The organism is Dellaglioa algida (genome assembly GCF_030127605.1).
Classification (GTDB): domain Bacteria; phylum Bacillota; class Bacilli; order Lactobacillales; family Lactobacillaceae; genus Dellaglioa; species Dellaglioa algida.
Window position 1 is genome coordinate 1 of the sequence record NZ_JANXLE010000009.1, and the last position, 13,397, is coordinate 13,397.

At 34.1% G+C, this 13,397-nt stretch carries 18 protein-coding genes; 2 read left to right on the forward strand and 16 right to left on the reverse strand.

Features of this window, described 5'->3' with window-relative positions:
• Together N0K73_RS07300 and N0K73_RS07305 are read right to left on the reverse strand one after the other, a co-directional pair.
• Positions 1-367: CvfD/Ygs/GSP13 family RNA-binding post-transcriptional regulator (locus tag N0K73_RS07300; RefSeq protein ID WP_284063901.1), on the reverse strand; the 367-nt coding region annotated here is incomplete at its 3' end.
• 57 nt (positions 368-424) lie between these two features.
• On the reverse strand, positions 425-1,009 hold the full coding sequence (locus tag N0K73_RS07305; protein ID WP_112251557.1) for a peptidylprolyl isomerase: 585 nt from the start codon (positions 1,007-1,009) through the stop codon (positions 425-427).
• 131 nt (positions 1,010-1,140) lie between these two features.
• On the opposite strand from N0K73_RS07305, the gene N0K73_RS07310 reads away from it, so the two are divergent.
• On the forward strand, positions 1,141-2,139 hold the full coding sequence (locus N0K73_RS07310; protein ID WP_284068665.1) for an NAD(P)/FAD-dependent oxidoreductase: 999 nt from the start codon (positions 1,141-1,143) through the stop codon (positions 2,137-2,139).
• Positions 2,140-2,164: 25 nt separating this feature from the next.
• Positions 2,165-2,803, forward strand: a complete 639-nt coding sequence (locus N0K73_RS07315) for a VTT domain-containing protein (RefSeq protein WP_057974767.1) — start codon at positions 2,165-2,167, stop codon at positions 2,801-2,803.
• Between the two features lie 26 nt (positions 2,804-2,829).
• Here the strand turns inward: N0K73_RS07315 and N0K73_RS07320 are convergent, their stop codons facing one another.
• The 14 genes from N0K73_RS07320 to comGA form a co-directional block, all read right to left on the reverse strand.
• The gene (locus tag N0K73_RS07320; RefSeq protein ID WP_181647459.1) at positions 2,830-3,468 is read right to left on the reverse strand and encodes a TIGR01906 family membrane protein; all 639 of its coding nucleotides are present in this window, start codon (positions 3,466-3,468) and stop codon (positions 2,830-2,832) included.
• The gene (locus N0K73_RS07325) at positions 3,452-4,237 is read right to left on the reverse strand and encodes a TIGR01457 family HAD-type hydrolase (protein WP_404825141.1); all 786 of its coding nucleotides are present in this window, start codon (positions 4,235-4,237) and stop codon (positions 3,452-3,454) included. Before N0K73_RS07325 ends, N0K73_RS07320 begins: the two co-directional genes overlap by 17 nt.
• Before the next feature lie 22 nt (positions 4,238-4,259).
• A complete protein-coding gene (locus tag N0K73_RS07330; protein ID WP_112251551.1) occupies positions 4,260-4,874 on the reverse strand; it encodes a YutD family protein in 615 nt (204 codons plus the stop codon).
• A 37-nt stretch (positions 4,875-4,911) separates the two neighbouring features.
• Positions 4,912-6,285 (reverse strand): bifunctional metallophosphatase/5'-nucleotidase, encoded by a 1,374-nt coding sequence (locus N0K73_RS07335; RefSeq protein WP_112251549.1) that lies wholly within the window; start codon positions 6,283-6,285, stop codon positions 4,912-4,914.
• Between the two features lie 5 nt (positions 6,286-6,290).
• Positions 6,291-6,902: a metallophosphoesterase family protein gene (locus N0K73_RS07340; RefSeq protein ID WP_057974759.1), complete on the reverse strand. Its 612-nt coding sequence runs from the start codon at positions 6,900-6,902 to the stop codon at positions 6,291-6,293.
• A gap of 98 nt (positions 6,903-7,000) precedes the next feature.
• Positions 7,001-8,374 carry an amino acid permease gene (locus N0K73_RS07345; RefSeq protein WP_057974758.1) on the reverse strand — a complete coding sequence of 458 codons (1,374 nt, stop codon included), beginning with the start codon at positions 8,372-8,374 and terminating at the stop codon, positions 7,001-7,003.
• Between the two features lie 118 nt (positions 8,375-8,492).
• Complete coding sequence (locus N0K73_RS07350; RefSeq protein WP_057974757.1) at positions 8,493-9,509, reverse strand: class I SAM-dependent methyltransferase; 1,017 nt, start codon at positions 9,507-9,509, stop codon at positions 8,493-8,495.
• A 62-nt stretch (positions 9,510-9,571) separates the two neighbouring features.
• Positions 9,572-9,880, reverse strand: coding sequence for a hypothetical protein (locus tag N0K73_RS07355; RefSeq protein ID WP_057974756.1), 309 nt, complete (start codon positions 9,878-9,880; stop codon positions 9,572-9,574).
• Complete coding sequence (locus N0K73_RS07360; protein WP_057974755.1) at positions 9,867-10,304, reverse strand: type II secretion system protein; 438 nt, start codon at positions 10,302-10,304, stop codon at positions 9,867-9,869. Before N0K73_RS07360 ends, N0K73_RS07355 begins: the two co-directional genes overlap by 14 nt.
• Positions 10,301-10,588, reverse strand: coding sequence for a hypothetical protein (locus N0K73_RS07365; protein WP_057974754.1), 288 nt, complete (start codon positions 10,586-10,588; stop codon positions 10,301-10,303). Before N0K73_RS07365 ends, N0K73_RS07360 begins: the two co-directional genes overlap by 4 nt.
• Before the next feature lies 1 nt (position 10,589).
• The gene (locus tag N0K73_RS07370) at positions 10,590-10,985 is read right to left on the reverse strand and encodes a hypothetical protein (protein WP_146302684.1); all 396 of its coding nucleotides are present in this window, start codon (positions 10,983-10,985) and stop codon (positions 10,590-10,592) included.
• A 16-nt stretch (positions 10,986-11,001) separates the two neighbouring features.
• The gene (comGC, locus tag N0K73_RS07375; RefSeq protein WP_057974752.1) at positions 11,002-11,316 is read right to left on the reverse strand and encodes a competence type IV pilus major pilin ComGC; all 315 of its coding nucleotides are present in this window, start codon (positions 11,314-11,316) and stop codon (positions 11,002-11,004) included.
• On the reverse strand, positions 11,313-12,371 hold the full coding sequence (gene comGB / locus N0K73_RS07380; RefSeq protein ID WP_112251547.1) for a competence type IV pilus assembly protein ComGB: 1,059 nt from the start codon (positions 12,369-12,371) through the stop codon (positions 11,313-11,315). The genes comGC and comGB overlap by 4 nt, the downstream gene beginning before the upstream one ends.
• The gene (comGA, locus tag N0K73_RS07385; protein WP_225416513.1) at positions 12,313-13,293 is read right to left on the reverse strand and encodes a competence type IV pilus ATPase ComGA; all 981 of its coding nucleotides are present in this window, start codon (positions 13,291-13,293) and stop codon (positions 12,313-12,315) included. Before comGA ends, comGB begins: the two co-directional genes overlap by 59 nt.
• Positions 13,294-13,397 lie beyond the last annotated feature (104 nt).

Consider the following 13,397-nt stretch of genomic DNA (forward strand, 5'->3'; position numbering starts at 1 on the left):
CTCCTAATTGTTGGTTTATCCAAAAATCTATTTTGTTATCTATTGCTTCAAAGCCAGTGTTTACGGACCTATTAGTCCAATAATATTTATGATTGATTTTAACTCCAGAACTTTTTAAACTAGTATTTTTTTTAGAAACGTTCCTAATTGAAAAGCTCATTTTACCGTTATATTCATCAATATCAATAATTTGTACTTTAACTTTTTCATTTATTTTCAAATAATTCAGTACGTCGTCAACATATCCGTTATGACATTCTGAAATATGGATTAATCCTTGAATACCTTCCGCAATTGTTACAAAAGCGCCATATGGCTGGATTCCAGTTACGATTCCAGAAATTACTTGTCCTATTCTGTATTCCATATAAGTTTCTTCCTCTCATGTTAAACTATCCCAAAATAAAAAGGACTTTCATCCCTTTTACTTTGTCACTATCATATTTTCAATCACAATTGGTTCAACAGGTTTATCTTGCATTGCCGTTTTTGCATTCGCAATCTTATCAACAATGTCCATTCCACTAATTACTTGACCAAATACGGTATGATGAAAATCTAACCAGGGAGTACCACCCTTTTGATATTCTGTTATTGCCTCTTCAGGATAGTTAGCATCCTTTAGTTGATCAACCATTTGTTCAGGCACGTTTGAGTTTTGAACAATAAAAAACTGGCTACCATTTGTTGCAGGTCCAGAGTTAGCCATTGATAAAGCCCCTCTTAGATTGAATAATTCAGGTGAAAATTCGTCTTCGAATGAATCTCCCCATAAACTTTCGCCACCCATTCCTGATCCAGTTGGGTCACCAGACTGCACCATAAAATCAGAAATCACTCGATGAAAGATAACATCTTTATAATATCCTTTCTCCGAAAGGCCGATAAAGTTCTCAACTGTTTTTGGTGCTTGTTCAGGAAATAATTGAATTACGATATCACCGTAATTTGTAACCATTTTAACTTGTGGACCCGTCACGTGTTCTAAGTCTAGTTGTGGATATGCCATAATTTTTGTTCCTCCTCTTTAAACTTTAATGATTTCATTGTACCCAATTTCGTTCTAATTTACTATTACTTTATATTTTTTATGCGTTATACTACTATAATGTTAACAAATAGAATACTAGGAGACAAAATATGACAGAAAAAGACATATTTGATATTACCATTATTGGTGCTGGGCCCGTTGGTCTATTTGCTTCAACTTATGCACATATGAGGCAAGCTAAAACTCAGATTATTGAGAGTCTTCCTGAAATAGGTGGGCAAGTTGGCACGCTATACCCCACAAAAAAAATCTATGATGTGGCCGGATTCGCCGGCATCTCTGGCGAACACTTAGTTAAACAGCTTTCAAATCAGGCTTCTCAATTCAATCCTGATATCAAATTAAACGAGACTGTTCTATCTTTTGTGAAGGAAGCCGATTTTTTTAAAATTCAAACTTCTAAACGTATTACATATAGTAGAACAATCATTATTACGGCTGGTATCGGTTCTTTCCAACCTCGAAAATTAACTATTCCCAATGCAACGGAGTTCGAAGATCAGTCTTTATTTTATAATATCAGTAATCCTGACAATTTCTCAAATAAAGAGATTGCCATTGCTGGTGGTGGCGACTCCGCAATAGACTGGGCGAATGAACTTTCCATAATAACTAATCAAATTCACATGATTCATCGTCGAGATACCTTTCGGGCTTTGGAATACAGCGTTTCGAAGTTAAAAGAAACTAATACCATCTTTGAAACACCCTTTGTCATTCAATCACTTTCTAAAAAAGAGGGTCATCTTGCAATACTTTTGAAGCATTCTAAAGATAATATTAATAAAACAATAATTGTTGATAATTTACTTGTGAATTATGGTTATTTATCCGATAATAAAATTATTCGTAAATGGGGATTACTTATGAATAAAAAGTTGTTATCTGTGAATTCCGAAATGGAGACCTCAACTCCCGGTATTTTTGCCGCGGGAGATATCGTTTCATATCCGGGTAAAGTTGCTTTAATTGCTTCGGGTTTCGGTGAGGCTCCTACTGCGGTAACTAGCGCTTTGAGTTATATCAACCCAAAGACTAGCCGAACCATTCACAGTACTCAGCTGATAAAACAAAATACAAAAAATTAAAGGAGTACGTATACTTATGTCCGTAATAAATTTTTTCATCGATTTTGTTCTACATATAGACACACATTTAATCAGCATTGTCACTAACTTTGGAAATTGGACCTACCTTATTTTATTTTTTATTATTTTTATTGAAACTGGTGCTGTTATTTTACCATTTCTACCGGGCGACTCGCTGTTGTTTGCCGCAAGCGCTTTGGCAGCAAACTCAATTTACCATTTAAATATTTGGATATTCGTGGGACTTTTCCTTGCAGCTGCCTACTTAGGCGACTCGCTAAACTTCTTTATTGGAAAAAAAGTAGGGAGTTCAGTTTCGGAACACGCTGTATTCGGTAAATTGATCAATCAAGATAATCTAAACAGAACTGAACAGTTCTTTAACAAACATGGTGGTCCCGCAATTATATTAGCCAGGTTCATGCCGATTATACGAACTTTCGCTCCTTTCATCGTTGGTGGTAGTGGATTTAAGTATTCTCGTTTCTTACGATTTAGTTTAATAGGCGGATTTTCATGGGTCACAATTTGTTGTTCTGCCGGATTTTTCTTTGGTAATATTCCAGCCGTTCAGGATCATTTTTCTCTAGTTGTCTTAGGAATTATATTAATCTCTCTAATTCCAGCCGTATTCGGTGGTCTCAAAGCAAAATTCAGTAAATAAAAAGAACATTGAGAAGTTAGAAAAATCTAACTTCTCAATGTTCTTTTTATTTCTCTTTTACCCACGTAAATTCCAATAAAAAAAAATAGTTCTATCAGAATGAAGACTAGCAAGAAACAAATCATGAAGAAATTTTCTGGTAGAGCTAGGATAATAGGATCTAGTTGTGGATAAAATATCCAATCATTATTTCTAAACATGAGTTCATGAAATAATATGAAATAGTGTTCAAAGTTAAAGAAGAATAAAAACACGCCAATAAAAGGGATGGTAGCTGCTATCTGAAACGGCCTAATTAATCTCCACAGTTCTTTTTGTTTCACTAACCGAATAATAAATGTTATTGCAATAAACCCAAAAATAATAAAACAAATATAATTAAGTAAAAATAATTGCTTAACATCATGGTAATGCTGCATACCATCATACGACGAAGGCAGCGTCATTTGCAGTTTGTCCACCCACGGGTAATTAAAATAACGTAACAAACTTTTATAATCAGACATCAATCCCGCTTGAGATAATCCAACTTTTTTTTCTAGATGTGATGTGGTCACAAAAAATCTATAAATGAACGTACTATTAATTACGATTATAATAGAAAAAGAGACAATCGCTAGATATAAACTCAGCCACTGCCCCACTTTTTTAACGCGTTCTATCATTATCAAAATCCCAATCATCAAGTGAATCCATTTGAATTGTTGGTTGTACCGGTTTTGATGCTACTAATTCCTTCGTTGAAACGCCCGTATAAACTAACATTGTATCAACGCCAAAATTAATCCCGGCCATGATATCAGTCATATAATTATCGCCGACCATTACGACTTCGCTCTTCTCAAGTCCCAATCTCAACAGCGCTTCTTCCATAATAATTGTCTCTGGTTTCCCAATATAAGTGGCTTCTTGCTGCGTTGTACACTCAACCATCCTTACTAAAGATCCGGCACCGGGAAGTAACCCTCGTTCGTTTGGAATATTCGTGTCAGCATTCGTTCCAATGAACTTAGCACCACGTTTGATGGCTAATGTAGCCATTTCAAATTTATGATAAGTAACATCAGAATCTAAACCAACGATAACGTAATCAGGCGCTGTTTCTTCAACAACAAAATTTTTATCCATAATAGCTTGTTTTAGTCCATGCTCCCCAATGATGTAGACACTTTTTTTATTGGAATCTAGCGAAGCTAAGTAGTCTGCAGTCGCAAGCGCGGCCGTGTAGACTTCTTTTTCTGTCACATGAATATCAAAATTATTGGCTAAATTTGCAACAACATCTTTTGGCATTTTAGTCGTGTTGTTAGTCACAAATAAAAATGCTATATTACGTGCCTGAAGAGACTCAACGAATCTTTTTGCCGCCGCAATTTTTTCTTTTCCTCGATAAATTGTACCGTCTAAATCAATCATATAACCTTTATATGCCATTATTATCACCTTATCCGTTTAATTATGATTTATCTTTTTGTCTAATTACAAATTCATGTTTCTTCGTACGTTTTGGTGCCGGTTTTGAAACATTCTTTTGTGTTTTAACAGGTTTTGTTTTATTTAATGGTGCTTTAGGTTTTTTATTTTTAATTTGATATTTTTTTTCAGCCGTATGTGCTTTTACTACTGGTTTTCTTCTTTTACCAACTGGCTTAATCGTTTTTTTACGTTCTTTCGGATTAGAAACTGGTTCAGGCTTTTGTATTTCTAAATTGTGTAACACAAAATAAGAACAGCCAAAATTACAATATTCATATAAATAATCTTCCAGGGTATCGATACATTGTGACCGGTATGCTTTCTTATTTTCAGTTTTATAAAAACCTCTTAATCGAAGTTGATCATATCCCCAATCACCAACAATATAATCATATTTTGTTAAAATTTGGCTGAACCGTTCCGTTAATTTTTCAATTTCGAAGCCATCTCTATAGTTTGAAACAAGATCATATGGACGGTTATCGATTACTATTCTGGTCTCACTCTGTCGAACAACTTCACTAGCGTAGGCTTTTAATTTTTCTGCCTTGATTGCGAGCTGCTGTTCTCGTTTTTCTTTCTGTGCTTGATTCAAATTTTAAACCTCCTTTTACTGCTTTAGTCATACTTCATTATACAGAAAATTCCATTTTTAAATAGTCCCCAACGTAATCTCTCAAAAACTTTTTGCCATTTATGGTGATTTCGCCTGTTATTTCTATAGTTGGGAAGAAAGGAATGTACATGAAATGATCAACCGTTGCAAAGGTATAATAGTCATCCAGAACAATTTTTTGCTTATGATACAAGAGTTCACCATTTCCTTGTTCTGTCAATCCATCAACCACAACTTCACCAAATAATTGGCCTCTGAACCCCATCCCCCTAATTGGAAATTTTTTAAGAAATGACCTATTCTTTTTAATTTCCTGCATTAGTCGTATCAAATTATATCCAGTTAGTTTAACCGTAATCACCCGCATCGGATGCGGCAATGTCTGATGTAAGTCATTTTTAGTGACAACACCTTTTTGTAGATTTTTCAAAAGCAATCCACCATTTAACATGGCTATATCCGTTTTAGTCCCTAATTCAATTGCTTTAAGCGCCGCTTGCATTAATTCCGAATTTTGAGTCCACGATGTATTTAAATCTCTAGGTAAATTTGTAATAACCTCGGATGTTAACATTGTTTCTCCTCGCGACCTATATCCCGCTATTTCTGCCTGGTCACTGCTAATTTCGGGTAAACTTTCCGTTTCAATTACCCGGGCGTTTTTCTGGGTGATATTATGGTTCTCTAGCTCAACAGAGACTTCACCAATGTACATCCCCCATTTACCAGCCGCGGCTAATAATGAATCATTCACTATTTCCCCAGATTTTAACAAGTGATGTGAATGTCCGCCTAAAATGATATCTATCTGAGGATACTTTTGAGCAACTTTTCTATCTACGCCCAACCCTAGATGTGATAACAAAATAATAACGTCGACTTTACCGACTAACTTTTTCAAAAGTTCAGGTAAAACTGTATCAATTTGATTAGACTCCCACCCGTTCATCTCATAGGTCATCGGAAACGGTGCCGTTAATGCAATTATTCCAATTTTAGTCCCGGCCGCAGTTTCCATAAGCTTATATTCGGTTGCCCATGAAGGTCGACTATCGACTTCCCCATCAACCACATTATCAAGAATAATATCAAATGTTGCATCGTCGTATAAATGTTGTAACTGACTTCTTGAGTTCCCAATTCCTTCGTTATTTCCAATTGTAACAGCATCATATTTCACGGTATTCATTAATTCTATATTTGCCTTACCATTTGTCGCTTCTGATAACGGATGGACACGATCAATTGCATCCCCGATATCAAATGTTAAAACAGTCTGTCCTTGCTTCTCAAGATTAATTTTTTCTGATTGTAAAAATCGTCTGATTTTAGGCCAATTCTCTAAATGTGAATGAATATCATTCGTGTGTAAAATTGTGATTTTTTCCATTGATTTCAATCCACCTCATCTTGGTTTTTTAATGCTTCTTTTTTACCAGCAATCATGACGTCAATTTCAGCCATCGTAAACGGTGCACCAAATTTTTTCTGATTTTCCAGATAACTAACCTCTGGAGAGTCAATACCAACATTAATATTTGTCTCAGAATTCACACTATAGTGGTGAATGTGCCCGTGTAAATTGATACTATTATTTGTAATTCCCAGCATCATGGGGTAATGTGTCAAAAAAAGTTGATGATGATTCATTTTTAATAAAATACCAACATCATGAAATTCGAATTTCGGTTTATTTTTAATTAAAATATTTTGTTTTTTTATATAATTGATGATTGAACGATTGTCATGGTTACCTTTGATAAAAGTAATTCGACCGTTTAATTGCATTAAAATTTTAAAAATTGCCTCATTACCACCAGAATTAGCCATTAAAACTGCAACGTCTCCAAGATGATAAACTAAATCATCATCCGTAACAATTTCATTCCAGCTGTTAATGATTGTTTGATTCATTTCATTGACATCTTTGAACGGTCTCGGTGCAAAATCGTTATTTCCAAGTAATTTTCCATGCATAAAATGCGTATCAGACGTAAAAAATATCATATTTTTCACCCTTCTTCCTAAATATTCTTTAATCTTATAGTTTATATCTCGAATATACAAAAAAAAGACCTTAATAAATCTTAGGTCTTTCAAAAAATTTAATCTGCAAGTTTCATTTGAACACTTTTAATACCGTACAGAATAATCAACCAGCAAATTGAGGCAATAAGCGCAATTAATGTATCCGGCTTCAAACACAATACGATACCCACAAATGTCAGAAATGCCAAAATCAAGTAGTTCGTCATAGGAAAGAGTGGCATTTTAAATGCTAATGTTTCTTCTGCCTTTTCTAGCTTAATTTTACGACGATATTTCAAATGTGCTATAACAATCGTACCCCAAATGAACAAGAAACACGTCGTCGCGATACTTGAAATAAAGGTAAATACAGATTCTGCCATAAACATATTTAATATAACTGAAATAGCAATCACAGCTGTTGAAAATTTTAATGCAAATGCGGGAACTTGATTGTGCGAAAGTGTACTGATTTTTTTAGAAAACTTATTTTTTTTACCATAATTTAATGAAAATAACATTCTTCCAGTACTAAATAACGATCCATTACAAGCAGATGCGGCAGCCGTAATGACAACAACGTTAATGATACTAGCTGCAGACTTTATCCCAATATTTTCAAAAACTTGAACAAAAGGACTTTGTGACTCTGATATCATGTTCCAAGGATAAATTGCCATAATTGCCAAAAGTGATCCCACGTAAAATAAAATAATTCTTAGCGGGATTTCATTAATTGCTTCTGGAATCACCTTCATCGGATCTTCCGTTTCAGCAGCAGTTAGCCCAACCATCTCGATACCTACAAAACTGAATAATACCATTTGAAATGATAGAACAAATCCTTTAATTCCTTGAGGAAAGAAGCCACCGTGATTGACTAGGTTCGTTAAACTAGCGTGCCCGACCGATGTTTTAAAATTGACGACGACCATATATATACCAATACAAATCAATACAACAATGGCAATAATCTTAATAAGTGCGAACCAAAATTCCGTTTCACCAAATAGTCCAACCGTAACTAAGTTTATCCCTAAAAGAATTAGTAACATGACCATACCGGGAATCCACTGTGGTAAACTGGGAAACCAAAACTTCATATAAAGTCCAACCGCGGTAATCTCTGTCATTGCGATTGTTACCCAACAAATCCAATAAGTCCATCCGGCAACAAATCCAACTTTTTCACCTAAATATTCATAAATAAAATCAATAAATGAGTGTGCATCCACATTGGATAGTAGAAGCTCACCCAGTGATCGCATTAAAAGAAAACATGCAATCCCCGTAATGAGATATGCTAGTAATATAGATGGACCTGCCAAATGGATCGATTGTCCAGCTCCTAAAAATAATCCAGTCCCTATTGTTCCACCAATCGCAATCAATTGAACGTGGCGACTTTTTAGTCCCCTGGAATGATGGTCACCTGAACTTTTGTCTGTCATTGCTATCAATCTCCCTCTATGTAATTAGATAAATTATACATGACGTTCGCCAATTTCAAAAGACATATTTTCTTCAAAAATTACCAAAACAAAAAAGTAACTCAAAATATGAGTCACTTTATCTGTTGTTAAAATTAATTTGAATCCATTTATCTAACGTCTTAACAAAATTTTGGAATTGTTCTTCATCTTTTAGTGATGGGAAATCTCCTAATAACACTTCGTCTACCTGTTTACTGTTATTTCCATGTTTTTGTATAATTAAGATTGATTTACGTGAACCGGCAGAACTAAATAAATTAGCCGGTAAATTTAACATTCCCTGAAGATATGCATTTTCCTGAATGTAGACTAATAATTTTTTTGCTTCTTCAGTTTCAAATAAACCTGTAGGCACAAGATAGACACCAAATCCGCCATCATTCAAGTAGTTTACCGATTGTTCAATTAATAAATGGTGAACGTAAGAATGTCCCTCAGTAGCACGTGTTGCAAAGTGACTGACCCGCTCATCCAATGGATAATAACCAATTGGTAAGTCCGCAATAACCACATCAGATTTTTTAACGACTAAGTCATCAATTGCGTCCTGATGAAATAAATCCAAATTCAGCCGTTGTAATTGCCCACTTAATCCGGCAATTGACAGCATTGTATCGTCGTTATCAACTCCATATGCCTTAGATATTTCAAACTTGTCCGTAGACATTTGGTTTAAAATAGTTGTTAAGAGGTTTCCCGATCCAACCGTAATATCCAATAGGCTGAACGTTTTCTTCTCACCCATCAGTTTTTCAAGTACAAATGCCACTAAAAAGCCAATTGTATCAGGTGTCATTTGATGATTAGGTTGAATTTTTTCTTGTCTGGTTGCCTTCAGCAAAACTAACTGAATAACTTTGCGTACATCTTCCGATGATAATGACTCTAGATTCATTTTTTTATAAATTTGATTTAAAAGCTTCACATCTTGATCATTTGGTAGACCCGATTCCACATGCGCGGACTTATTGTCTAACAAGTTATTGCTAGTTTCAATAAAGGCATCTAAATAAGTGATTTCTAAACTTTTTTGTAAAATATCAATTGTTTCGTTAATTTGATTAAAGTTCATTTCAATTTCTTCTAATGACATAAAATCACTCCCTGAATTTATTTGCTCGTTTCAGTTTAACGATTTTTAATTATCAATTCAAGTTAAGTTTCTTTTTTATCATTTAAAAATGTATATTGAACATCATTTTTTAGTTTTATCCGGTAAACGTTCTTCTGGTACTCGACGGTACCTAGATTATAATAAAATGTTTCATCAATTTTTTTGGATGTCTGATTTAGAATAGTCATATTTTTCATTGTCTCTGCCTGATTGTATTGACATATTTTTTGGTAACTAGTAATTTTCGCATAAAAATATGCTAATTGACCCGTTAATAAAACAACCATCATCATTAAACAAAACATAGCCGAGACAACTAGATGCCCACCTAATAAATTATTTTTTTGCATTTTGAGCCTTCTTTTCCATCGGAATTACCAATTTTAAAGTTCTATTTTGATGTTCTTGTTTAATTTTCAAAAATAAAATAGGTTCGTCGTACTCGATTGAGAATGATTTAACATGGTATAAAATTGGCACGTGTCCTCCCGAAAACCCGATGAATTGAATCATCTCACCATGTTGACTAAGAAAATATCTAGCGCCCGTTTTATTATTCTTTAATGCAACCGTATATTTACCAACATCTATGATATTAAGATCTAGTTGATCTGACTCTAATAAACTAATACATTGTTGTAATGAAAACTCACTATTTTCATTACTTTTTTGATATTGGCTTGTACACAATTTCCAACATGTTGTCATCAGACTGAGAGAAATAACAAATATTCCTAAGGCAACAATGGTCTCTAACAGTGAGAACCCCTTCATTTTAATTTTACGCTGACTAATTCTTCCTCAGACTGGATACGAATTTCCGATTTAGTGGCACATTGTAAATCACCTTCAACTAATTTTGTTAAATTACTCGTTGGATGAATCACTAATAGCTTACTAACCTCACGTAAATTTCTCGTAAGTGTTGTTTTATGATTCCAGTAATCCGCTTGCTTTCGTAACGTATGATTTGTTTGAACGTACAGTCCAAATCCTGATGCCACAATAGTTAACGTCATAATGGCATCAGCTAACACAATTCCCGATAACTTTCGCATATCACTCTACATCCCTTCTAATAAATTGGCCCCATCCAATTTGGAAAACCAATTTTTGATTTCTATTTGGTAAAGTAGATTTAAAATTAACCGTCTTTCCGGTTATCTGTCCGCTTCTACTGATTTTAATCGTCACCTGTTTTTTTACGGTTACAGTCTTCGGATAACTGAGACTAATTTTATTTTTTCCATTGATGATAGTCATTTTATTTTCATTAAAATTAATAATATTGGGCATCTTATTTAGCGGTGATTCTATGACCGCGCTTTGCCATAACTGTTCAAAATTTTGCCAAAATTGCTTTTCTCTAGACGTTGCCAATGCCCTATCCATCGGTCCCATCAACAATAAGCCACATAAACTAGTAACCGCCAGCGCAATCAACATTTCAATCATGCTAAATGCGCATAACTTATTTTTCAGTTTTAACGACATTATTTGAAATAACTATATGATTTGCTTGCGCTTCTTTCTCTTGCTTCTCAGTGAGATATTTTTCTGAAACTAAATCGGAAAAATTAATTGATTTATTGTGTGTCTCATTTTCGTACAAATCAACTTGGGTTTGGACTACACTGACCAATGCTTCGTCATTAACGTGCTTTGCACTTGTCCTTTGGTGCCCAATATTCGGAAGTATAATTAACATTAAGAGAGAGATAATAAAAAGGACGCAGAGCATTTCAACAAGTGTAAATGCCTTTAATTTTTTTCGATTGTTTTTCATTTAATTTCCTCCATTGTTTGATACATAGGTAATAAGATTGCTAAATATAGTCCAACGATACAAGCCGCCACAATTATAAATGCAATTGGTTGCACATAAACCATCATTTTTTCGACAGATGATTCAAATTTTCGATAAGTTAATTCAGAAAATATTAGTAATTCCTGACTCATCACCTCTAACGTATTTCCCTTTTCAAGAAATATAGTTAGTTCCTTCGGAAAAAGTGGGTTCTTATCAATCATTTGTTTAGTATTACCGCCCTTTTCAAAATGTTGTGTAAGCTGACGTCCCAGTTGATAAAGTAACGATTCTTGATCAAATTGGTTTAAATAATCACATATTTTATTGAGATTCAAGCCACTCGATAGCAGTAGGCCTAAATTAAAAGTTAAGTAATAATGGCAGTAATCTTTATAAATTTTGCCGACTACGGGTATCTGACAATACCAAACATGTCGATTCATTGTCGTTTGCCTAGAAACACGAATAATAATTTTAATACCGTAACCTATAAGTAAGCTACTAAAGAGACCAATTATACTTTTTACAATGATTACTTTGATTCCAGAGTTCGAGGTCGTTCCCAGTTGGCTATAGTTAATTTCTGGTAATATAAATTGTTGAATACCAATATATAATGCAATTAATAATCCCATCAAAATAATAGGATATTGCAATAGTTGCTTTAACTGTTTCTTTTGTTTAACTCTAACTGCCATTAATTTGCCTAATTGATTAATACTCTTATTTAATCCGCCGTATTTTTCAGAAATCATAATTTGATAATATGAACTTTTTGAAATGTACGGTTTAATTCCCGTCGAAAAAGCTTCACCCTGACTTAACTCGGCTTCAATTTTTTGAATATCTAATTTACCCGTTGAAAATAATCTCGTCGTAGTGGTTAATGCTTGTTTCAATGAAAACCCGGCATCCAATAAATCCGCTAATACTTCAAAAAATTCACTTTGCTTTTTTATTGTCCACCTTTCACTATTGATAACGACTTGCCGTTTCCAATGTAATAATGTTGTTTTTAACGCATTCAGCAAGATTTTTGTGCCACCTTTCTAGCGGAAGTTTTTGATTATCCGTCCCATCAAAAATATTCTTTAAATTCTGACCGGATAATAAATCGAATAAAACGCCATTTGATCCCTGCGTTGTTTCAATTAAGCGTTGGTAGCTAACCGCCTGCAATGATTCTTTTAAATCACTTCGGCTAACACCAAGATTTTCTAAGCGTTTAATTGTACCGGCCGCATTTCTTGCATGCACGGTACTTAAAATTAAATGACCGCTCATAGCCGCTCTAATTGCCGCATCAGCAGTTAATTCATCCCTAATTTCACCAATAATAAAAATGTCTGGGTGATGCCTCAACCCAACCTTCAATAACTCTGCATATGTCATATTTGCTTTATCGTTCACTTGTAGTTGAATAAAATTTGTATTATGAATTTCAACTGGATCTTCGATTGTTAATATCGTCCTCTGACGTTGTATCTTTTCGGCAAGTTGATACATGGTTGTCGTTTTACCTGAACCCATGGGACCCGAAAACAAAATTAAACCACTAGATTGGCATAAACCGGCTAATTCTTCAAATTGATATGGCAACAATCGGTTTATCGGCATATTAGTTTCCGAATAAATGAATCGAATAACGATTGATTCCCTTCCTAAAAAATCGCCTACGCTGGAAATCCTACAATTAATCTGTTCATGTCCAATTTGCCATTGAAAAGCCCCAAACTGTGGCCGCCTATTTTCACTCAAAATCATATTAGCTTTAAATTTAAGAAAGTTATTCATTTGCATCAACTTTCTTTCTGAATATGTATCCAAATTATGATATTGGTTTGAGATACGATACTTAACCGAGCACCCTTTGGCATCTGGAATTATATAAAGATCACTTGCCCTCTTCTCAACGCAGATTTTAAAAATTGTATTCATTTCTGTTTCAATCATTTCAATATTCCTCCCTTCTTCATATTGAAATACGCAAAAAAAGCCAAAACATTTAAGTTTTGGCTTTTTTTGCGTATTTTTATTTTTTGAACAATTATCTTTAA